The organism is Mesorhizobium sp. WSM4904 (genome assembly GCF_029674545.1).
GTDB lineage: Bacteria > Pseudomonadota > Alphaproteobacteria > Rhizobiales > Rhizobiaceae > Mesorhizobium.
In genome coordinates this window covers 863,062-884,094 of record NZ_CP121354.1, presented here as the reverse complement: position 1 = coordinate 884,094, position 21,033 = coordinate 863,062, and the positions used below count along the sequence as shown (strand labels likewise).

At 63.9% G+C, this 21,033-nt stretch carries 17 protein-coding genes; 5 read left to right on the top strand and 12 right to left on the bottom strand.

Features of this window, described 5'->3' with window-relative positions; genetic code table 11:
- Both QAZ47_RS04150 and QAZ47_RS04145 read right to left on the bottom strand, forming a co-directional pair.
- Nucleotides 1-1,014: an alpha-ketoacid dehydrogenase subunit beta gene (locus QAZ47_RS04150; RefSeq protein ID WP_278232613.1), complete on the bottom strand. Its 1,014-nt coding sequence runs from the start codon at nucleotides 1,012-1,014 to the stop codon at nucleotides 1-3.
- 2 nt (nucleotides 1,015-1,016) lie between these two features.
- Complete coding sequence (locus QAZ47_RS04145) at nucleotides 1,017-2,249, bottom strand: 3-methyl-2-oxobutanoate dehydrogenase (2-methylpropanoyl-transferring) subunit alpha (protein WP_278232612.1); 1,233 nt, start codon at nucleotides 2,247-2,249, stop codon at nucleotides 1,017-1,019.
- Nucleotides 2,250-2,765: 516 nt separating this feature from the next.
- Here QAZ47_RS04145 and holA point away from each other — a divergent pair.
- A complete protein-coding gene (gene holA, locus QAZ47_RS04140; protein WP_278205717.1) occupies nucleotides 2,766-3,812 on the top strand; it encodes a DNA polymerase III subunit delta in 1,047 nt (348 codons plus the stop codon).
- A 249-nt stretch (nucleotides 3,813-4,061) separates the two neighbouring features.
- Here holA and QAZ47_RS04135 read toward each other — a convergent pair whose 3' ends face one another.
- From QAZ47_RS04135 to mnmE, 7 genes are all read right to left on the bottom strand, one after another.
- Complete coding sequence (locus QAZ47_RS04135) at nucleotides 4,062-4,850, bottom strand: DUF2182 domain-containing protein (RefSeq protein ID WP_278232611.1); 789 nt, start codon at nucleotides 4,848-4,850, stop codon at nucleotides 4,062-4,064.
- A gap of 26 nt (nucleotides 4,851-4,876) precedes the next feature.
- Nucleotides 4,877-5,503: a DUF1326 domain-containing protein gene (locus QAZ47_RS04130; RefSeq protein WP_278232610.1), complete on the bottom strand. Its 627-nt coding sequence runs from the start codon at nucleotides 5,501-5,503 to the stop codon at nucleotides 4,877-4,879.
- A 587-nt stretch (nucleotides 5,504-6,090) separates the two neighbouring features.
- On the bottom strand, nucleotides 6,091-6,984 hold the full coding sequence (locus tag QAZ47_RS04125; protein ID WP_278232609.1) for a ParB/RepB/Spo0J family partition protein: 894 nt from the start codon (nucleotides 6,982-6,984) through the stop codon (nucleotides 6,091-6,093).
- A gap of 66 nt (nucleotides 6,985-7,050) precedes the next feature.
- A complete protein-coding gene (locus tag QAZ47_RS04120) occupies nucleotides 7,051-7,848 on the bottom strand; it encodes a ParA family protein (protein ID WP_278077115.1) in 798 nt (265 codons plus the stop codon).
- 17 nt (nucleotides 7,849-7,865) lie between these two features.
- Nucleotides 7,866-8,519 (bottom strand): 16S rRNA (guanine(527)-N(7))-methyltransferase RsmG, encoded by a 654-nt coding sequence (rsmG, locus tag QAZ47_RS04115; RefSeq protein ID WP_278232608.1) that lies wholly within the window; start codon nucleotides 8,517-8,519, stop codon nucleotides 7,866-7,868.
- Nucleotides 8,516-10,390, bottom strand: a complete 1,875-nt coding sequence (gene mnmG / locus QAZ47_RS04110; RefSeq protein WP_278232607.1) for a tRNA uridine-5-carboxymethylaminomethyl(34) synthesis enzyme MnmG — start codon at nucleotides 10,388-10,390, stop codon at nucleotides 8,516-8,518. Before mnmG ends, rsmG begins: the two co-directional genes overlap by 4 nt.
- A gap of 733 nt (nucleotides 10,391-11,123) precedes the next feature.
- A complete protein-coding gene (gene mnmE / locus QAZ47_RS04105; protein ID WP_278232606.1) occupies nucleotides 11,124-12,437 on the bottom strand; it encodes a tRNA uridine-5-carboxymethylaminomethyl(34) synthesis GTPase MnmE in 1,314 nt (437 codons plus the stop codon).
- Nucleotides 12,438-12,550: 113 nt separating this feature from the next.
- Between mnmE and QAZ47_RS04100 the strand changes: the two genes are divergently transcribed.
- Nucleotides 12,551-14,587 (top strand): thioredoxin domain-containing protein, encoded by a 2,037-nt coding sequence (locus QAZ47_RS04100; RefSeq protein WP_278233771.1) that lies wholly within the window; start codon nucleotides 12,551-12,553, stop codon nucleotides 14,585-14,587.
- Between the two features lie 281 nt (nucleotides 14,588-14,868).
- Here the strand turns inward: QAZ47_RS04100 and rho are convergent, their stop codons facing one another.
- The 3 genes from rho to hemE form a co-directional block, all read right to left on the bottom strand.
- Complete coding sequence (gene rho / locus QAZ47_RS04095; protein WP_278205707.1) at nucleotides 14,869-16,134, bottom strand: transcription termination factor Rho; 1,266 nt, start codon at nucleotides 16,132-16,134, stop codon at nucleotides 14,869-14,871.
- Nucleotides 16,135-16,302: 168 nt separating this feature from the next.
- The gene (hemJ, locus tag QAZ47_RS04090) at nucleotides 16,303-16,839 is read right to left on the bottom strand and encodes a protoporphyrinogen oxidase HemJ (RefSeq protein ID WP_278232605.1); all 537 of its coding nucleotides are present in this window, start codon (nucleotides 16,837-16,839) and stop codon (nucleotides 16,303-16,305) included.
- The gene (hemE, locus tag QAZ47_RS04085) at nucleotides 16,836-17,864 is read right to left on the bottom strand and encodes a uroporphyrinogen decarboxylase (RefSeq protein WP_278232604.1); all 1,029 of its coding nucleotides are present in this window, start codon (nucleotides 17,862-17,864) and stop codon (nucleotides 16,836-16,838) included. The genes hemJ and hemE overlap by 4 nt, the downstream gene beginning before the upstream one ends.
- 497 nt (nucleotides 17,865-18,361) lie before the next feature.
- Between hemE and QAZ47_RS04080 the strand changes: the two genes are divergently transcribed.
- The 3 genes from QAZ47_RS04080 (at nucleotide 18,362) to QAZ47_RS04070 (ending at nucleotide 21,022) form a co-directional block, all read left to right on the top strand.
- Nucleotides 18,362-19,183, top strand: a complete 822-nt coding sequence (locus tag QAZ47_RS04080; protein ID WP_278205702.1) for a pyruvate, water dikinase regulatory protein — start codon at nucleotides 18,362-18,364, stop codon at nucleotides 19,181-19,183.
- A gap of 413 nt (nucleotides 19,184-19,596) precedes the next feature.
- A complete protein-coding gene (locus QAZ47_RS04075; RefSeq protein ID WP_278232603.1) occupies nucleotides 19,597-20,196 on the top strand; it encodes a Maf-like protein in 600 nt (199 codons plus the stop codon).
- The gene (locus QAZ47_RS04070) at nucleotides 20,189-21,022 is read left to right on the top strand and encodes a shikimate dehydrogenase (RefSeq protein ID WP_278232602.1); all 834 of its coding nucleotides are present in this window, start codon (nucleotides 20,189-20,191) and stop codon (nucleotides 21,020-21,022) included. Before QAZ47_RS04075 ends, QAZ47_RS04070 begins: the two co-directional genes overlap by 8 nt.
- The last annotated feature ends 11 nt before the right edge of the window (nucleotides 21,023-21,033 follow it).

Here is a 21,033-nt window from a genome sequence, read left to right as displayed (position 1 = left end):
TCAAGCTTCAATCGTCTCGACGAGCGCGCGCCCGACCCTGGCCGGGCCGGGGAAATACTCCCACTCCTGCGCATGCGGATAGGGCGTGTCCCAGCCGGCGACCCGTGTCACCGGGGCTTCCAGATGGTAGAAGCAGTTTTCCTGCACCAGCGCGACCAGCTCGGCGCCGAAGCCGGAGGTCAGCGTCGCCTCATGCACGACGACGCAGCGCCCCGTCTTCTTCACCGAAGCGACGATCGTGTCGAGGTCGAGCGGCAGAAGCGTCCTGAGATCGATGATCTCTGCATCGATGCCGGTTTCCGCGGCCGCGGCCTCGGCGACATAGACCATGGTGCCATAGGCAAGCACCGTGACCGCCGAGCCCGGCCGCCGGATCGCCGCCTTGCCGAGCGGGATCGTGTAGTGGCCGTCCGCCACCTCGCCGAGCTCATGCTTCGACCACGGCGTCACCGGCTTGTCGTGATGGCCGTCGAAGGGACCGTTATAGAGCCGCTTCGGCTCGAGGAAGATCACCGGATCCGGATCCTCAATCGCCGCGATCAACAGCCCCTTGGCGTCGTGCGGGTTGGACGGCACCACCGTCTTCAGGCCCGACACATGTGTGAACAAGGCCTCGGGGCTCTGGCTGTGCGTCTGGCCGCCGAAAATGCCGCCGCCGGTCGGCATGCGCACCACGATCGGGCAGGTGAAATCATTGTTGGAACGGTAGCGCAGCCGCGCGGCCTCCGAGACGATCTGGTCGTAAGCCGGATAGACATAGTCGGCAAACTGCACCTCGACGCAGGGTTTCAGTCCATAGGCCGCCATTCCGATGGCCGAGCCGACGATGCCCGATTCGCTGATCGGCGCGTCGAAGCAGCGGTTCTTGCCGTATTTGGCCTGCAGGCCTTGCGTGCAGCGGAAGACGCCGCCGAAGAAGCCGACATCCTCGCCATAGACGATGACGCGCTCGTCACGCGCCATCGAGACGTCCATGGCGTCGCGGATTGCCTCGATCATGGTTTTTCTCGGCATCGTCAGACCCCCGCCTGCTGCCGCTGGCGCCTGAGATGCGGCGGCATCTCGGCATAGACGCCTTCGAACATGTCGCGCGTCGACGGCTTGCCGCCGGCATGCAGCGTGCCGTGGCTTTCGGCTTCCTTCTGCGCCGTGATCACCGTTTCGAGGATCTCGGCCTCCGCCTGGGTGTGGCGATCCTCCGACCAGACTTTCCTGTGGATGAGATGGTTCTTCAACCTGACGACCGGATCGCCGAGCGGCCAGGCATCGGATTCGGCCTTGGGCCGATAGGCGGACGGATCGTCCGAGCTCGAATGCGCGCCGACGCGATAGGTGACATATTCGACCAGCGTCGGCCCGAGATTGCGCCGCGCCCGCTCGATCGCCCATTTGGCGACGGCATGCACGGCGAGATAATCGTTGCCGTCGACGCGCAGCGACGGGATGCCGAAGCCGAGGCCGCGCGCCGCGAAGGTGCCGGAGCCGCCGCGCGCTATGCCCTGGAATGTCGAGATCGCCCACTGGTTGTTGACCACGTTGAGCACGACCGGCGCCTTGTAGGTCGAGGCGAAGACCAGCGCCGCATGGAAATCGGATTCCGCCGTCGAGCCGTCGCCGATCCAGGCTGCGGCGATGCGCGAATCTTTCGAGATCGCCGAGGCCATCGCCCAGCCGACCGCCTGGATGTATTGCGTCGCCAGGTTCCCGGAGATCGAGAAGAAGCCGTGCTCCTTCGACGAGTACATGATCGGCAGCTGCCGGCCCTTCAGCGGATCGGCCTCGTTGGAATAGATCTGGTTCATCATCGTGACCATCGGATAGCCGTCGGCGATCAGCAGACCGGCTTGCCGATAGGTCGGGAAATTCATGTCGCCCGGCTGCAGCGCCTTGCGGAAGGCGCAGCTCACCGCCTCCTCGCCGAGATGCTGCATGTAGAAGGAGGTCTTGCCCTGGCGCTGCGCCATCTGCATGCGCGCGTCGAAGGTCCTGAGCGTCATCATGTGGCGCAGGCCTTCGAGCAGCTCCTCGTCGGTGAGCAGGCCCGCCCAAGGCCCCACCGCTTCGCCGGCGCGGTTGAGCACCCTGATGATGGAGAAGGCCATGTCGCGGATGGTGCGCGGATCGACATCGATCTCCGGGCGCGGCACCGATCCCGCCTTGGGAATGGTCACATTCGAGAAGTCGGGCGTGCCGCCGGGCCGCACCTCCGGCTCGGGCACATGAAAGCGCAACATTCCAGCATCGGCCATGAGCTCACGTCCTCCAATGTTGCCGGTGCGATATTTGCACATCCGCGCCGCCATTTCATCGGTCGAGATGGCGGCCGTCCTCCCGGCCATCGGCCTCGCGGAGCCGATGCGGCACATGGCCGACAAGATGCAGATATGGCGGCGAAATTTCTTGTCGATGTTTTCAGGCTGCGCGCAATTTGGCGAATGCTCGCATGGCTTTAGGCGCAAGAGGCTGCAATGCTTCGACCACGTTGGCTTCGGGTTAGTTGTCGACGGCAGCGCTGCCCCTCACCTGCCTGCCGGCATCCTCTCCCCGTATAGTGACGGGGAGAGGGGCGCCGTCATCAAGGGTTTCGCCAATCCACCAGCGTTGCAGAACGAGCGCCGAGGTTGCGGCCGGTCCCCTTCTCCCCGTCACTATACGGGGAGAAGGTCCGGCAGGGGGATGAGGGGCGGCGCCGACGCCTGATAGGGTGGGATCAATGCAACAACGCACAGTTCACCGAGCATTCCCATCGTGCTAACTCACCCCGCATGGCACAGAAGAAAGGATACGAGGTCGATTCGTGGCTGGCGCGGCCGGATCCGGCCATGGCCATCGTCCTGCTTTACGGCCCCGACCGCGGCCTGGTCGCCGAGCGGGCGAAGACCTTCGCGGTCAAGACCGGCCTGCCGCTCGACGATCCGTTCTCGGTGGTCAAGCTGGACGGCGCGGAAGTCGACCGCGACGAAGGCCGGCTGCTCGATGAGGCGCGCACCGTGCCGATGTTTTCCGACCGGCGGCTGCTCTGGGTGCGCAACGCCAGCGGCCAGAAGGCGCTGGCCGACGACATCAAGGCGCTGACGGCCGAGCCGGCGCCGGATGCGATCATTCTCATCGAGGCCGGCGACCTGAAGAAGGGCACGGGCCTGCGCGCCATCGTCGAGGCGGCCGGCAACGCCATTGCCTTGCCCTGCTATGCCGACGAAGCCCGCGATCTCGATTCGGTGATCGACGACGAGCTGCGCAAGGCCGGCATGTCGATGACGCTCGACGCCCGGCAGGCGTTGCGACGCAATCTCGGCGGCGACCGTCTGGCCTCGCGCGGCGAGATCGAGAAGCTTGTGCTCTACGCCCACGGCAAGAAGGAGATCGACCTCGACGACGTCAACGCGCTGTCCGGCGACGTCTCCGGCGCTTCCTTCGACGACGCGGTCGACGCCGTGCTGGACGGCAAGGTCGGCGATTTCGACACCGCCTTCACCCGCCACTGCCAGTCTGGCGGCCACCCTTTTCTGGTGCTGTCCTCCGCGATGCGGCAGTTGCAGGCGATCCAGGTGATGCGCGGCCAGATGGAATCGGGCGGCCGAAACGCCGCCTCGGTCGTGGCAGGCGCCCGTCCACCGGTTTTCTTCTCGCGCCGCAAGCTGGTGGAAAAGACGCTCGAGCGCTGGAACAGCGAAGCGCTCGGCCGCGCGCTGAACCGCCTGCAGGCCGCGGTGCTGCAGACCCGCAAGCGGCCGGATCTGTCGGAAGCGTTGGCGCGCCAGGCATTGCTGGGCATCGCGGTGGAAAGCGCCAGGCTGGGGCAGCGCAGCTGATCTCCCCCCTGAGGGGGAGATGTCGCCGAAGGCGACAGAGGGGGTCGCCAGCGCCCTTCGCGTCGAAAGATGACGTCGGCGATTTACGTCGAACGACCCCTTCTGGCCTGCCGGCCATCTCCCCCTCAAGGGGGGAGATTAGTCGCTTCGCCGATTTCGCCAATTACCAGAGCCACAAAGTAATAAGAGCCAGCGTGTTAGCCCTTTCCTAGTCCTAAGCCAAGAGTTCCTTAGCCGGGTAAAAGCTGATCAGTTCATTGTCATGGCGTCCGCCGGCTGGAAGGTTGGCAGCGCCTGTGGAAAGACCAGTACCGTCGCGCCGTAGAGGAGCAGGGCGACACCAGACACCTTTGCTATCCGCTCTCCCGACGGGAGGGTCTTTTCCGCAAAGATTAATAGGGTGACCACGGCCATCGCGGCGAGGTTCATGATCCCAATGGGAAAAAGAGCGAGAAACAAAAGCCAGCAGCAGCCCAGGCAAAAGAGCCCATGCTGCACGCCCATGCGCACCGCGCCCCACTGACCGTCGCGCCACGATGTCAGGATGAAGCCGACCGGGGTGCGGCATTTGGCGAGGCACAGATATTTCAGCGGGGAGAGCTGGTAGGCGCCCCCTGCCATCAGCAGCGCCCCGCCGATGCGCGCGGCCGTCGCCGTGGACAAGCCGACATACGCGGCAAGCACCTCCGAGCCCGCCGCGCCGGCAAAGGCGAGAACGCCCATCGCGCCCCATATCAGCATGTACCCGGCCGCGAACACCCAGGTCGAGACAAAGGTTTCGCCGCGCCCCCGTTTGCCGGCCTGCACTTGGTGAAACGTCAGGATCATCGGCGCGGCCGTTGGAAACATCATCGCAACCATCATGATCATCCAGACGGCAAGGAACAGCGGCGCCTTCATGCCCATGGTGGGCGAGTAGATTCCCATGCGCATGTCCGCGTCCAAGCCGATCTGCTGCCAGATGAGCAAGGCCCACGCCGCCGCCGCGATAGCGATCAGCAGCGCGAGAATGATGTTTCGCTGCAACGTCAACGCCATGGGCGGTCCGAGCATGCTGCCAAGTGCTATTGCTGACCGGACCAATTGATCGGGGCGTAATGTCCGTTGCGGCGCGAATTGTCCCAGCTCATGCCATGGTCGCTGTACGTGCTGCCTTCCGCCCCCATCGCCAGGGCGAGCCAGTCGGGATTGATGGGATGGCCGGTTGCCGCCCACATCTGTCCGTCCTCGCGCATGGTCGGCAGCGGTTCGACCGCCATTTTCATGACGCCTGCAATCTCTGCCGACCGCTTCTTCCCGTCTATCTGGTAGCTTATCGGAACCTTCTTGGCTCCGAGGTTGGTGCCGATCATGGGTGCCAACAATGCCATCGGTCCGCCCGCGGCGCCGGTGAAGATCGCGCCCAGCGCCTCCGTCTGCCTGTCATCGGCCCTTTCGTCGATATAGGCGGCGGCTGTCCAATTGCCGTCTGCCATCGGACCGGGCGTGTGGGCAACCATCGCGACGCTGAGGCCGTCCAATCGAACGTCGCCGAAATTGCCCTTGTCGATGTGAAAAACCAGGCCGACGTCGCAAACGCCTTTCGTCGGCTTCGATGTCAGCTGCGCATTGGTGGACAGCAGGCAAGGACACACGACATCGCAGCTACAATTTTCGAAGTAACTTCCAGACAATTGCCAGCTGACTGCCATTTACACCTCCCATTGTGTCAGGCGCATCGGCAGGGTCGCTTTGGGTGGCGCCGCTTCACCTCGATCGCGGCAATAGCCCCACGCCGCGACTGTCCGGCACGCCAGGGCATTTAATTTCAACTTGCTAATTTAAGCGTACGCCGATGCCCCACGCAGTCAAGCCAAGCGGCTGCGATTGGCGAAAGCCGAGGTGCCGGCTGATCTCCCCCCTTGTGGGGGAGATGTCCGGCAGGACAGAGGGGGGCGCTGTCCCGTCCGCCAGGATGGGCCGAACCCCTGCGCTTCGTCATCCTCGGGCTTGACCCGATGATCCATGCCATGACCCTTGCCGTAGAGTGCAACGGCGCAGAATTCTGTAACCATTGCAACGCCTTAGCGTCACGGCATGGATTCTAGGGTCTGCGCGCGTCGCTTCGCTCCTTGCTCCGCCCTAGAATGACGACGCAGATGGCCGCTGCTTTTCGTCAATCGCCAACAAAAAGGCCGGCATAACGCCCGGCCCCTTGATGTTTATCACCGATATATCAGCCATATCCAGCCTTAAGCCAGAACTTCATTAGCCGGCCAGCTCGTTGGGTATCAGAAACTTACCGCTCGTCCTTCAACCGCCGGCACAGCTCGTCGAGCTGCTCCAGCGTGCGATAATTGACGCGCAGCGTGCCGCCTTTGCCCTTGTGCTCGATGCTCACGATCATGCCGATCGTGTCGGTCATCAGCTTTTCCAGCGCCAGCGTGTCGGGATCCTTCTCCGGCGCGCTCGCCGCGGACTTCGCTTTGGCCGGCGTCGGACCGGCGGGCATCTGCGCCAGCGCCTCGGCCTGGCGCACCGAAAGCCCCTCCTTGACGATGCGCTTGGCAAGCCCGGCCGGGTCCTCGGCTGTGACCAGCGTGCGGGCATGGCCGGCCGACAGATCGCCGTCGACCAGCATGCTCTGGATGACATTGGGCAGCTTCAGGAGTCTCAGCGTGTTGGCGACATGGCTGCGGCTCTTGCCGATGACCTGGCCGAGATCGGCCTGGGTGTAGCCATGCTCGTCGATGAGCTGCTGGTAGCCTTGCGCCTCTTCGACCGGATTGAGGTCGGCGCGCTGCACGTTCTCGATGATCGCCAGTTCCAGCGCGGTGCGGTCGTTGACGTCGCGCACGATGAGCGGGATCTCGGTCAGGCCGGCGCGCTGCGCCGCCCGCCAGCGACGCTCGCCGGCGATGATCTCGTAGCGGCCGGGCTGCGAGGGCGAGGGCCGCGCCACCACGGGCTGTACGACGCCATGCTCGCGGATCGACTGCGCGAGATCGGTGAGATCGGCATCGCCGAAATGCCGGCGCGGGTTCTTCGGGTTCGGGCTGACGAACTCGATCGGCACCTTGCCGTCCGCCGCGACTGACGTGCTCGGCTTTTCCGGCGCCGCTGGACGGTCGATCTCGCCGATCAGTGCCGCGAGGCCACGGCCCAGTCTTTTTCTTGATTGGTCTTCGCTCATTATAATGTCCAGATCGTTTCGGAATCGAATCGGCTAATTAACCAAACCTGCTGGATCGCTTGCGGTTCAAGCGGCGCGCAGCTTGCGCTCGCGGCGGATCACCTCGGAGGCGAGCTGCAGATAAGCCTGGCTGCCCGAGCATTTGAGATCGTAGAGGATCGCCGGTTTGCCATAGGACGGCGCTTCGGAAACGCGCACGTTGCGCGGGATGATCGTCTCGTAAACCTTGTCGCCCATATGGGTGCGCACATCCTGCACCACCTGATTGGCGAGGTTGTTGCGCCCGTCATACATGGTGAGCACGATGCCCTGGATCGTGAGATCCGGATTGATCGTTCCGCGAACCTGCTCGACCGTCTCGAGCAATTGGCTGAGGCCTTCGAGCGCGAAGAACTCGCATTGCAGCGGCACCAGAACGGAATCGGCTGCCGCCATTGAATTCAAGGTCAAAAGATTGAGCGAGGGCGGGCAGTCGATCAGCACGTAGCCGAACGGCGCCGCCCGCTCGGCGGCGGCGCGCAGCGCATTGCGCAGCCTGAGCACGCGGTCGGGCGCCGAGGCGATCTCCATCTCGATGCCGAGCAGGTCGAGCGTCGACGGTACGATGGACAGGCCGGGTACTGCCGTCGGCATCGCGGCTGCCTCCAGATCGAGCTCGCCGGTCAGCACGTCATAGGACGAGACCGTGCGATCCTTGCGGTCGATGCCGAGGCCGGTGCTGGCATTGCCCTGCGGATCGAGGTCGACGATCAGCACGCGCTCGCCGATCGCGGCCAGCGCCGTGGCCAGATTGATAGCCGTCGTCGTTTTGCCGACGCCGCCCTTCTGGTTGGCGACAGTGATGATACGCGGTCCAGTTTTCATGGGTCGATGCCAGTAATTCATTGCGGGGTCGCCGAGCGCAGATCGGTGATTTCCAGGATGATGCCGTGAGGGTCGGTCATGCTTGGATGTTCTACCAGATCGAAGGCCCAGCGGTGAGTGCTTTCTTCCACTTCGGCCCGGTAATCCCGGCCTTTGTGGAAAAGCGCTCGTGCTCCTTTAGTCAGCCAGGGCGCGGCGAGATCGAGCAGGTCCGGAAGCGCGGCCAGCGCTCGCGCCGTGACGATTTCCGGTTCGGTAACAAAGGCATAGCTATCATCTATGCGTCGCGCGAGCACCCGCGCCGGCAGGCCGAACTGGCCGATCACCGATTGCAGGAACGACGCCTTCTTGCGGTTGCTCTCGACCAGATCGATCGAGGCGCCCGGCCGCTCAGCCAGCAGGAAACCGAGCACCAATCCGGGAAAGCCGCCGCCCGAACCGAGGTCGACCCACCGCGTAGCTGCAGGAGCGATTCGCGCCAGTTGCGCGCTGTCTAGGATGTGGCGGCGCCAGACGTCGTCCAGCGTCGACGGCGCCGCCAGATTGATGCTGCGGTTCCATTTCAGGAAGAGCTGCTCGAAGGCCTGCAGCCGCTCGAATGTTTCACGTGAAACCGGACCCGCCGCTTCCTGCAGACCCGCCCAAGCACCGCCCAAGTCATCGGCGCTCACGCCACAGACCTTCGCGCGACGAGCTCGGCATTGCGGACATGAGCGACGATGATCGCAAGCGCCGCCGGCGTCATGCCTTCCATGCGCTGCGCATCGGCGATCGAACGCGGCTGGCGCATCTTCATCTTCTGCTTCAACTCATTGGAGAGGCCCGGCACATCGGAAAAGTCGATGCTCTCCGGGATCAGCCGCGACTCTTCATGCCTTATCTGCGCGACGTCGGCCTGCTGGCGCTCGAGATAGACGGAATATTTTGCTTCCGTCTCGAGCCGCTCGGTCGTCTTCGCATCGAGCCCGGCGAAGCTGGGCTCGACGCGTTTCAGCCAAGCCATGTCGACGCCCGGATGTGCAAGCAGCTCATAGGCCGAGCGGCGCACGCCGTCCTTGTTGATCTCAAGCCCATGCCGCGCCGCTTCGTTCGGCGTGAGGGTGACCGACTTTGCCAGCGCGCGAGCATCGTCGAGCTTGCCCGCCATCTCGTCGAACCGGCGCATGCGCTCCGATGAGGCTATCCCGAGCCGATCGGCCAGGGGCGTCAGCCGCTCGTCGGCATTGTCGGCCCGCAGCGAAAGCCGGAACTCGGCCCGCGAGGTGAACATGCGATAGGGCTCGGCGATGCCGCGGCTGGTGAGGTCGTCGATCATCACGCCGATATAGGCCTCCGTGCGGCTGAGCACGACCGGCTCGCTCGCCGACGCCTTGCGTGCGGCGTTGATGCCGGCAAGCAGGCCCTGCGCGCCGGCTTCCTCATAGCCGGTCGTGCCGTTGATCTGCCCGGCCAGGAACAGGCCGGCGACACGCTTTGTCTCCAAAGTTGTTGACAACTCGCGCGGATCGACATGGTCGTATTCGATCGCGTAGCCCGGCTGCAGCATCGTCGCCTTCTCCAGCCCGGGTATGGTCTTCAAAATGTCGAGCTGGACATCTTCCGGCAGCGAGGTCGAGATTCCGTTCGGATAGACCGTGTCGTCGTCGAGGCCTTCCGGCTCCAGGAAAATCTGGTGGCCTTCGCGGTCGCCGAACTTGACGATCTTGTCCTCGATCGATGGGCAGTAACGCGGCCCGACACCGTCGATCGAGCCGGAATACATGGCCGAGCGGCCGAGATTGGCGCGGATCAGCTCATGGGTGGCCGGCATCGTGCGGGTGATCCCGCAACGGATCTGCGGATTGGCGATGCGGTCGGTCATCAGCGAAAACGGCACCGGATCATCGTCCGCCGCTTGGGCGTCCAGCGACGCCCAGTCGATGGTCCGGCCGTCGAGGCGAGGGGGCGTCCCGGTCTTGAGCCGCCCGAGCTTGAAGCCGGTGCGGGCCATCGTGGCCGAAAGCCCGTGGCTTGCCTGCTCGTTCATCCGGCCGGCGACGATCTTCCTTTCGCCGATATGGATCAACCCGCGCAGGAAGGTGCCGGTGGTCAACACCACGGCGCCGCAGGCGAGGCGTCGATCGCCCGAGACCAGCACGGCCGCGACCCGCCCGTCTTCGATCTCGAGATCCAGAACTTCGCCTTCGACCACCTCGAGATTGGCCTGCTCGCTGATCGCGGCCTGCATGGCCAGCCGATAGAGCTTGCGGTCGGCCTGGGTACGCGGTCCGCGCACGGCGGGGCCTTTGCGGCGATTGAGCAGGCGGAATTGGATACCGGCGGCATCGGCAATGCCCCCCATCAACCCATCCATGGCATCGATCTCGCGCACGAGATGTCCCTTGCCCAGGCCGCCGATGGCCGGGTTGCAGGACATGACGCCGATCGTGTCGAAACGCAGCGTCACCAGCGCGGTCCTGGCGCCGGCACGCGCTGCAGCGCTTGCCGCCTCGCATCCGGCATGGCCGCCGCCCACCACCACCACATCATAGTGATCGGTCATTTCAAGAATCCGGTTTCAGAGATTACCGACACATGTCCCCGCGGCTCGGCGCTGTCAAGGACGAAGGCCGGACTCGTTTCACGTGAAACAATGAAATGGCGGGGCGGGCCATCCGTTGAGAAGTCGGCGGGACAGCGCCCCCTCTGCCCTGCCGGGCATCTCCCCCCACAAGGGGGGAGATCAGATGTCATCCTCGCTTTCGCCAATCGCCAACGTTGCAGGGATGGCGCCTTCCGCGGAACTGCCAATCTCCCCCAAGTGCTTGCGGCATACACACATCTTCTGTGACTGGCGTGACTGATCAGGCTGAGGCTTGATTGCCACGTGGTTCCCCCAATCCGTCGCTGCTTCGCAGCGCCACCTTTCCCCCTCCGGAGGGAAAGGAAGGGAGTGCTGCCGGACAAGCGTTGGCGGCAAAAGCTTGGCGCCTTTCCTCTACCCCGTCGATCGGGGGAGAGGTGGCTCGGCGAAGCCGAGACGGAGTGGGGGTCGACTAGCGCTATATTAGACAATGCTGCGCCATGCTGCCATGCACGCCATCGCCAACCAGCCGCCCAGAAATGTGTGCATGCCGTAGCCCAAGTGCGGGAGATGCCCGGCAGGGCAGAGGGGGGCGCGAAGGAATGCGGCGGCTCTCGTCCTAGCCTAGTTGAATTGACGCAGTTCCCCGCCCACTCCGCAGCGCCATCCGCTGTTTCACGTGAATCACGCGCGGTGTCTCGTTTCACGTGAATCACTTGCCGATGCAGAACTGCGAGAAGATGACATCCAGCATGTCCTCGACATCCACCACGCCGACGATTCGTCCGAGCCGATCGGTTGCCAGCCGCAGTTCCTCCGCGCGCAACTCCTGGCTCTGCCCCGACACCGCCGCGACAAGAAAGTCCTTTGCTTGCCTCAGCAGCTCGACATGGCGCAGCCTGGACGGCAGGACATCGCCGGTGTTTCCAATCGCCGAGGCCGCGCGCCGCGCGATCTCATCCAGCAGTCCGGAAAGCCCCGAGCCGTCCTTGGAGGAAATGACCAGGTCATAGTTACCGTTAAGCGTGCCCTTGAGATCGGCCTTCGTTCCGATCTTCAGCAACGGAACGCCTGTCGGACCCTCGCCCACCGACTGCGGATCGACCATGTCCTCCAGCAGGAGGACCAGGTCCGCGCCACCGGCCTTGGCGCGCGCCCGTTCGATGCCGATCGTCTCCACCGTCCCGGCGGTCTCACGCAAGCCCGCCGTATCGACGACCCGCACCCGCATCCCGTTGAGATCCAGCACCACTTCAAGCAGGTCGCGCGTGGTGCCCGGCTCGTCGGTGACGATTGCCGCCTCGCGCTTGGCCAGCACGTTGAACAGGCTGGACTTGCCGGCGTTCGGCGCGCCGAGGATGACGACCTCGAAGCCGTCGCGGATGATTTCGGCCGCCTTGAAACCCTGGATGTGGCGCACGATTTCGTCGATCATCGCCGCCACGTCGGCCCACACCGCATCGGACACGGAGCCCGGCACGTCCTCCTCGTCGGCGAAGTCGATCTCCGCCTCGATCATTGCCCGCGCATGGATCAGCCGGCGGCGCCAGCTCGCATAAAGTTCGCTCTGCGCTCCTTCGGCATTGCGCAGGGCGAAGCGGCGCTGGGCCTCCGTCTCGGCGTTGACCAGATCGGCCAGCGCCTCGGTCTCGACCAGATCGAGCTTCCCGTTAAGAAAGGCGCGCCGGGTGAATTCGCCGGGCTCGGCATGTCTGACGCCTTCGAAACCGGTGATCGTCTCCAGCATCTTGGTGGCAACGGCGCGGCTGCCGTGGACATGGAACTCGGCAACGTCCTCGCCGGTGAAGCTGCCGGGACCGGGGAAGAACAGGACAAGGCCGCGATCGATGATCGAACCGTCGGGCGCTTTCAGCCTGCGCCGCGTGGTAAACCGATCCTTAACGCCGCCGCCGGCAATCGTTTCGAGCACGAATCGAGTCTTCGGGCCGGAGATGCGGATCACCGCAATACCGGCGGGCAGGCGGCCGCTCGACAGCGCCACGATCGAATCCTTCGAAGTTACCATTTGCCCGACCTGCCGAACCACCCTAGGTATCTTCTTTCATGCGACGTTCCGCACGGAAGCCGCTGCGCTTTCCCGGAATTGCCTTGCTCATCAACCAAGCCGAGCCGCCCATCGTGACCTTGCCTGCGCGAAACCTGCTTGCCGAAGAAGCCAGCCCCTATCTGCAGCAGCATAGCGGCAACCCGGTGCATTGGCGGGCGTGGTCGCCGGCAGCGCTTGCCGAAGCGAAGGAGCTCGGACGGCCGATCCTGCTCTCCATCGGCTATGCCGCCTGCCACTGGTGCCATGTCATGGCGCATGAAAGCTTCGAGAACGACGCCGTCGCCGCCGTCATGAACCGGCTCTTCGTCAATATCAAGGTCGATCGTGAGGAGCGGCCGGACATCGACCAGATCTATATGGCCGCACTCCATGCCATGGGCGAGCAGGGCGGCTGGCCGCTGACCATGTTTCTCACGCCCGACGGCAAGCCTTTCTGGGGCGGCACCTATTTTCCGCGCGAGGCCCGCTACGGCCGACCGGGCTTCGTCCAGGTGCTGGAAGCGGTCGACAAGGCCTGGCGCGAAAAGCAGCAAAGCCTCGCCGAAAGCGCCGACGGGCTGACCGCCCATGTCGAACAGCGGCTGGCCGGCGCGAAAGGCAAGGCGGTGCTCGACCGCGCGGCACTTGCCGATCTTGCGGGCCGCATCGACGGCATGATCGACCGCGATTTCGGCGGCTTGCGCGGCGCGCCGAAATTCCCCAACGCGCCCTTCATGCACAGCCTGTGGCTGTCCTGGCTACGCGACGGCCAGACCGCGCATCGCGACGCCGTGCTCGCCAGCCTGGAAAAAATGCTCGCCGGCGGCATCTACGATCATGTCGGCGGCGGTCTCAGCCGCTATTCGACCGACGACCAATGGCTGGTGCCGCATTTCGAAAAGATGCTCTACGACAACGCCCAGCTCATCCGCATGTGCAACTGGGCCTTCGCGGCCACCGGCAACGACTTGTTCCGCATACGAATCGAAGAAACCGTCGCCTGGCTGCTTCGCGAGATGCGCGCCGATGGCGGCGCCTTCGCCGCCAGCCTCGATGCCGACAGCGACGGCGAGGAGGGGCTTTTCTACACCTGGAGCAGGGAAGAGGTCGAAACCGCGCTCGGCGGCGATTCAGGTCCATTCTTCCAATATTTCGAGCTGGCTGCCCCGCATGGCTGGGAAGGCAAGCCGATCATCCGCCAGAGCGAAGCCCAGCAACGCCAGGGTATCGCCGATTACGCCCGGCTCGCGCCGCTGAAGGCGAAGCTGCTGGTCATCCGGGAAAAGCGGGTCAGGCCGGGCCGCGACGGCAAGGCGCTTACCGACTGGAACGGCCTGACGATCGCGGCGCTTGCAGAAGCCGGCCGTTCCCTCGGTCGGCGCGAATGGATCGACGCCGCAGCCAAGGCCTTTGCCCATATCGTCGAAGCCGGCCGGGATGGCCGTTTGCCGCATTCGATGCTGGCCGACAAGAAACTCTTTCCGGCGCTGTCGAGCGACTATGCCGCCATGACCAACGCGGCGATCGCCCTGTTCGAGGCGACCGGCGATGAGGCGTACTCCGATCACGCCCGAGGGTTCGTCACGGAACTCGACCGCTGGCATCAGGACGGCGAAAACACCGGCTACTACCTGACCGCGTCGGACAGCGGCGACGTTCCGATCCGCATCCGCGGCGATGTCGACGAAGCGATCCCGTCAGCCACCGGCCAGATCGTCGAGGCGCTGGTGCGGCTCTCCTCGCTCACCGGCGATCTCGACCTTTGGGAGAAAGCCTGGACGACCGCCGAGCTCGCCATGGGCCGCGCCGCGCAACAGGCCTATGGCCAAGCCGGCATCGTCAACGCCTGCGCGCTGGCGCTCGAACCGCTGAAGCTCGTCATCATAGACAAGCCGGAATCTCCAAGCCTCGTTCCGGTCATGAATCGAAATCCCGATCCGCGTCGGGTCGATATCGTCGTGACGATTGGTACGGAAACGAATCGACCGCTTTTGCCCGGCGGCGTGCTGCCGCCGACGGACAAGCTTGGCGCCTGGTTCTGCAGCGGACAGGTGTGCCTGCCGGCGGTGACTGATGCGGGCGAGTTGGAAGGGTTGTTGCGGCGAAGGCCAGACTCCAACGGCACGTAAGCCGGAATCCCTCATATGCCCTGTTTTCGAGCGTCGGCGCCGCCCCTCATCTGGCTGCCGCCATCTTCTCCCCGTGAACGGGGAGAAGGGCGCTATCGCCGCCGATTTCGCCAATCCCCAGCGTTGCAAGAAGGAGCGCTGCGTACAAGCTGCCTCTTTCTCCCCGTTCACGGGGAGAAATGCCCGGCAGGGCAATGAGGGGCAGCGCCAACAATCGCCATTCACTCCAACCGAGGAGCCATCTTCTTCCGCCGAAACGGGATGCTCCCCGCCTCACCCAATCACGTATTCATCGAATCGAAGAAGTCGGCGTTGGTCTTGGTCTGCTTGAGCTTGTCGATGAGGAACTCGATCGCGTCGGTCGTTCCCATCGGCGCGAGAATCCGGCGCAGTACGAAGATCTTCTGCAGGTCCTGCCGCGGAACCAGCAGGTCTTCCTTGCGGGTGCCGGATTTGAGGATGTCGATCGCCGGATAGATGCGCTTGTCGGCCACCTTGCGGTCGAGCTGGATTTCGCAGTTGCCGGTGCCCTTGAACTCTTCGAAGATCACTTCGTCCATGCGGCTGCCGGTATCGATCAGCGCCGTGGCGATGATGGTGAGCGAGCCGCCCTCCTCGATGTTGCGGGCGGCGCCGAAGAAGCGCTTCGGCCGCTGCAGCGCGTTGGCGTCGACACCGCCGGTCAGCACCTTGCCGGACGACGGCACGACGGTGTTGTAGGCGCGGCCGAGACGCGTGATCGAATCGAGCAGGATGACGACGTCGCGGCCGTGTTCGACCAGGCGCTTGGCCTTCTCGATCACCATCTCGGCGACCTGGACGTGGCGCGCAGCCGGCTCGTCGAAGGTCGAGGAGATCACCTCGCCCTTCACCGAGCGCTGCATGTCGGTGACTTCCTCCGGACGCTCGTCGATCAGAAGCACGATCAGGTAGCATTCCGGATGGTTGGCGGTGATCGAATGCGCGATGTTCTGCAACAGCACCGTCTTGCCGGTTCGCGGCTGCGCATTGATCAACGCGCGCTGCCCCTTGCCGATCGGCGCGACCAGGTCGATCACGCGTGGCGAGATGTCCTTGCTGGTGGGATTGTCGACCTCCATCTTCAGCCGCGAGGTCGGGTAGAGCGGCGTCAGATTGTCGAAATGGATCTTGTGCCGGATCTTTTCCGGGTCGTCGAAATTGATCGAGTTGACCTTGAGCAGCGCGAAATAGCGCTCGCCCTCTTTCGGGCTGCGGATCGGTCCTTCGACGGTATCGCCGGTCTTCAGCGAAAAGCGCCTTATTTGCGAGGGCGAGATATAGATGTCGTCGGGACCTGGCAGGTAGTTTGCATTGGCCGAGCGCAGGAAACCGAAACCGTCCTGCAACACCTCGACCACGCCGTCGCCGATGATCTCGATGTCCTGGGTGGCGAGCTTCTTCAGGATCGCGAACATCAGCTCCTGCTTGCGCATGACGCTGGCGTTCTCCACCTCGAGCGATTCGGCGTAGGCGATCAGCTCCGGCGGCTTCTTGTTCTTGAACTCTGCGAGTTTCATTTCTTGCATTAGATGGACTCTGGGTAGGCTTTTGGGGAGAAAATATCGGCTGGTATGCGACAAATGCCGAGCGCGGCCGAAGCGAAAAAAGGGCGGCGCGTGACGGGAAGGAAGACCCGTCTTTTATCGTCCGTCGTCTGAAAGAGCAAGCCGCCTTTTGCCGGGTGTGGGGAAGCCTCAGAACGGCTTCACGACGACCAGGATGACGATGACGATCATCAGCAATGTGGGGATTTCATTGACGATCCGCCAGTGCCTCGCCGGCTTTTCGTTTCGGTCCTCGGCAAATTTTCTCACCGCCCCGGCGAGATAGCCATGCAGGCCTGAAAGCAACAGCACCGCGAGGATCTTGGCGTGCAGCCAGCCGCCCTGGAATCCAAAGCCTTTCCAGGCGAGCCAGAGGCCGAAGACCCAAGTCAGGGTCATCGCCGGATTGATGATCGCCCTCAGCAGCCGGCGCTCCATCACCTTGAAGGTCTCGGACTGCACGGAGCCCTTCTCGGCTTCGACGTGATAGACGAAAAGCCGCGGCAGATAGAGCATGCCGGCCATCCAGGAGATGACGGCAATGACATGGATCGCCTTCGCCCAGGGATAGAAGCTGTCGGGTGCTGTGAGGTAGAGCAGGGCGGTCAGCACGACGAGAACGACAATGCCGATCGTCATGCGCTTCATCGCCTGGCCGGCGCTGTTATCGTCGCTCTTGCCGGTCATCCTCGGCTCCTCACCATTTTCACCATGGCCTCGACATGCGCCACCGGCGTTTCCGGCGTGATGCCATGGCCGAGATTGAAGATCAGCGGTCCGCCGCCCAGCGTGCGAAGAATGGCGTCGACGCCGTCGGCCAGCGCCTTGCCGCCGGCGACCAGCCGCAACGGGTCGAGATTTCCCTGCACCGCGCCTTCACCTTGCAGCTCCTTCGCCATCGACAACGGCACCGTCCAGTCGAGGCCGAGACCGGTGATGCCCGTCTTCTTCCTGTACTCGCGATAGCGCTCGCCGGCGCCTTTTGGAAAGCCGATCACCGGCACATCGGGATATGCCGCCATCACCTGACGCACGATCTCCGCCACCGGTTCGACGCAGAACGCCTCGAAGGAAGCCTCGTCGAGCACGCCCGACCACGAGTCGAAAATCTGCACCACATCGGCGCCTGCCTCGATCTGACGGATGAGATACGCGGCCGAATAGTCGGCCAGTATCTTCAGAAGCCGCGCGAAAGCCTCCGGCTCGCGATAGGCGAAAAGCCGCGCCGGCCCCTGGTCCGGCGTGCCGTGGCCGGCAATCATATAGGTCGCCACCGTCCAGGGCGCGCCGCAGAAGCCGATCAGCGTCGTTTGGTCCGGCAGCTTCGCGCGCAGCCGACGGACCGTTTCGTAGACCGGTTCGAGATTCACGTGAAACGTTTCGCCGTTCAGAGCTGGAATCTCAGCCGCGGCAATCGGCTTCAGGATCGGCCCATGTCCCTCTTCGAAGCGGACTTCCCGTCCGAGCGCATTGGGAACGACGAGGATGTCGGAGAACAGGATCGAGGCATCGAAGCCGAAGCGTTCGATCGGCTGCAGCGTCACTTCGACGGCAAGGTCGGGATCGTAGCAGAGGTCGAGGAAGGATCCGGCTCGTTTCCGGGTCTCGCGATACTCAGGGAGATAACGGCCTGCCTGACGCATCATCCAGAGCGGCGGCGGTGAAACCGTCTCGCCCTTGAGGACGTCCAGCATGATCCGTTTCCCAGGCATTCAGTCCGCGCCCTCTCTCTACAGCGCCGCGCGTCCTAAGACACGCAAAGGACGCTGTAGCACTTATCATCTGGCGCATGATCCTTTCCGAACCTCCGGTTCGGGGTCATGCGCTGTCTCTTAAATCAAATATCTATTTTTAAAGAGTCTTCTGATTCTAAGAGTCTGTTGGTTGTGGTGGTTGCGACCTGTCCCGCCTGCCGCTCGAAAAGGCCAGTCAGCATATTGTCGCGCGGCCTCATTCGCAAATTGGAGGGATCTGGGGAAGAATCGGATTCCGGCTTTCGAGTCAGCGGCTTGGCATTCCCGCACCAGGTCTTGCGCTGTGGACGATATCGCCCAAGAAAAGTTGATCCCCAGTTTTGTCCCCAGCGCCGCGACAAAGCCTACAGCAGGGCGAATTGTGGACAAGGTGCCATCTGATACAGTCGCCCTCAGCGACCAGGCTTCCTCATCCAGCCTTGTCCACAATTGCCCACAGTCTGGAACCACCCCCTGTGAACAAACCGCAAAGCTTCTTCCACCTGCATCTGATTTCCGACGCCACCGGCGAGACCCTGCTGGCGGCCGGCCGCGCCGCGTCCGCCCAATACAAGGATGCGCGCGCCATCGAGCACATCTATCCGCTGATCCGCACCGAAAAGCAGGTCGCCAAGGTGTTCGAGGATATCGAGGAAGAGCCCGGCATCATTCTCTATACGGTCGTCGACCAGAAGCTGGCGCGCAGCATCGACGAGCGCTGCGCCGCCATGGGCCTGCCTTGCGTCTCGGTGCTGGAACCCGTGCTCAGCGTCTTCCAATCCTATCTCGGCACGCCTGCCGGGCGGCGCGTCGGCGCCCAGCATGTGCTCGACGCCGAATATTTCCGCCGCATCGATGCGCTGAACTTCACCATGGAGCATGACGACGGCCAGCTTCCGGCGAACATGGACGATGCCGATATCGTGCTGATCGGCATCTCGCGCACCTCGAAGACGCCGACCAGCATCTATCTCGCCAATCGCGGCATCAAGACCGCCAACATTCCGATCGTGCTCGGCGTGCCGTTGCCGGAAAGCCTGATCGCCGCCAAGACGCCGCTGATCGTCGGCCTTGTCGCCACCGCCGAGCGCATCTCGCATGTCCGCCAGAACCGCATCCTCGGCAACACCGCACCCTATGTTTCGACCGACTATGTCGACCGCGCCGCGATCAACGAGGAGCTCGCCTATGCACGCCAGCTATGCACGAAACATGGCTGGCCGATGATCGACGTCAGCCGGCGCTCGATCGAGGAGACGGCCGCGGCCATCGTTGCCCTGCGCGGAAAGACGAGATAACGGAGATCGAGCCGGGTGAGGGTGGACCTGCCACTGTCGCCGGGTAGATCGAAAAGTCACGACGGATCGCATGCCTTGGAGATTGGCCGAAACGCCCATCGCTTCGTCATCCTGGGGCGCAGCAAGGAGCGAAGCGACGCGGCGCAGACCCCAGGATCCATGCCGTGACGCCGAAGCGTTGCGACGATGCAGAATTCTGCTCCGTTGCGCTCTTCGATCGAGTGAACGGCATGGATCCTAGGGTCTCCGCGACGGAGCTTCGCTCCTGCTTCGCCCTAGGATGACGACGTTGGAGATGGCTCCGGCTAATCTCCACGGTTTGTGCTGGCGCAACGGACCAGCAATGGAATCTCGGTCGCCGGCAAAGCGCCCAACCGGCCGGAACCAACAAAGGGAGCTAGTTGGCGAAAACCATGGCCGAGAAAATCATACTCGCTTCGGGCAGCCCGTTCCGCAAGGCGATGCTCGTCAATGCCGGGCTCGACATCGAGGCGGTGCCGGCCGACGTCGACGAGCGGGCGCTCGAGGCGCCTTTGCAGGACAGCGGCGTGTCTCCCGAAGATGTCGCTGCGATCCTGGCCGAAGCCAAGGCGACCGAGGTCAGCGAGCGCAGACCGGGCGCGCTGGTGCTCGGCTGCGACCAGACGCTGTCGCTCGGTGACGAGATCTTCCACAAGCCGGCCGACATGGAAAGCGCGCGTCGCCACCTGCTCGCGCTCTCCGGCAAGACGCATCAGCTGAACAGCGCCGCCGTGCTCTGCCGCAACGGCGAAGTTCTGTGGCGCCATGTCGGCGTCGCCGGCCTGACCATGCGCAAGCTCGATCCCGTCTTCATCGGCCGGCACCTGGCGCGCGTCGGCGCCAAGGCTTTGGCAAGTGTCGGCGCCTACCAGATCGAGGGCGAGGGCATCCAGCTCTTCGAAAAGATCGAAGGCGACTATTTCACGATCGTCGGCCTGCCGCTCCTGCCGGTGCTGAAGGAGCTGCGCGCGCTGGGAGCGATCGATGGCTGAACGAAAGGCTTTTGTCACCGGCCATCCGATCGCGCATTCGCGATCGCCGAAGATTCACGGCTACTGGCTGGCGAAATACGGCATCGACGGCAGCTACCACGCGATCGACGTCGCGCCGGACGACTTCGCCGTGTTCCTGAAATCGCTGGGCGAGAATGGCTATCGCGGCGGCAACGTCACCATACCGCACAAGGAAGCGGCCTTTGCCCTGGTCGAACGCCGCGACGACGCGGCCGAGGCGATAGGCGCGGTCAACACGCTGTGGCTGGAAGACGGTATCTTGTGGGGCGGCAACACCGACGGTCTCGGCTTTGCCGGCAATCTCGACGAACACGCCCCTGGCTGGGCGGCGAACGGGCCGGCCGTGGTGCTAGGCGCGGGCGGCGCGTCCCGCGCGGTCATCCACGCGCTGAAGCAGCGCGGTGTGGGCGACATCCGCATCGTCAACCGCACGCTGGCAAGGGCTGAGGAACTCGCCGACCGCTTCGGCGCCGGCGTTTCCGCGCATGGCACCGGTGCGGCCGGCGAACTGCTTGCCGATGCCGGCCTGCTCATCAACACCACCGCGCTCGGCATGCACGGCAACGAAACCCTCGCCGCCGATCCGGCGGGTCTGCCCGGCCATGCCATCGTCACCGACATCGTCTATGTGCCGCTGGAGACGCCGCTTCTGGCCGCGGCCAGAGCGCGCGGCCTGAAGACGGTCGATGGCCTCGGCATGCTGCTGCATCAGGCGGTGCCCGGTTTCGAGCGCTGGTTCGGCAAGCGGCCGGAAGTCACGCCCGAATTGCGGCGCATGATCGTCGCCGATATCGAAACGCATTGAGATGGCGGGCA

Bases quoted from the DNA above. Each gene is read 5' to 3' on its own strand.
- QAZ47_RS04150 (WP_278232613.1), bottom strand. From the start codon at position 1,014: ATGCCGAGAAAAACCATGATCGAGGCAATCCGCGACGCCATGGACGTC.
- QAZ47_RS04145 (WP_278232612.1), bottom strand. From the start codon at position 2,249: ATGGCCGATGCTGGAATGTTGCGCTTTCATGTGCCCGAGCCGGAGGTG.
- holA (WP_278205717.1), top strand. From the start codon at position 2,766: ATGGCACAGAAGAAAGGATACGAGGTCGATTCGTGGCTGGCGCGGCCG.
- QAZ47_RS04135 (WP_278232611.1), bottom strand. From the start codon at position 4,850: ATGGCGTTGACGTTGCAGCGAAACATCATTCTCGCGCTGCTGATCGCT.
- QAZ47_RS04130 (WP_278232610.1), bottom strand. From the start codon at position 5,503: ATGGCAGTCAGCTGGCAATTGTCTGGAAGTTACTTCGAAAATTGTAGC.
- QAZ47_RS04125 (WP_278232609.1), bottom strand. From the start codon at position 6,984: ATGAGCGAAGACCAATCAAGAAAAAGACTGGGCCGTGGCCTCGCGGCA.
- QAZ47_RS04120 (WP_278077115.1), bottom strand. From the start codon at position 7,848: ATGAAAACTGGACCGCGTATCATCACTGTCGCCAACCAGAAGGGCGGC.
- mnmG (WP_278232607.1), bottom strand. From the start codon at position 10,390: ATGACCGATCACTATGATGTGGTGGTGGTGGGCGGCGGCCATGCCGGA.
- mnmE (WP_278232606.1), bottom strand. From the start codon at position 12,437: ATGGTAACTTCGAAGGATTCGATCGTGGCGCTGTCGAGCGGCCGCCTG.
- rho (WP_278205707.1), bottom strand. From the start codon at position 16,134: ATGCAAGAAATGAAACTCGCAGAGTTCAAGAACAAGAAGCCGCCGGAG.
- hemJ (WP_278232605.1), bottom strand. From the start codon at position 16,839: ATGACCGGCAAGAGCGACGATAACAGCGCCGGCCAGGCGATGAAGCGC.
- hemE (WP_278232604.1), bottom strand. From the start codon at position 17,864: ATGCCTGGGAAACGGATCATGCTGGACGTCCTCAAGGGCGAGACGGTT.
- QAZ47_RS04075 (WP_278232603.1), top strand. From the start codon at position 19,597: ATGGCCGAGAAAATCATACTCGCTTCGGGCAGCCCGTTCCGCAAGGCG.
- QAZ47_RS04070 (WP_278232602.1), top strand. From the start codon at position 20,189: ATGGCTGAACGAAAGGCTTTTGTCACCGGCCATCCGATCGCGCATTCG.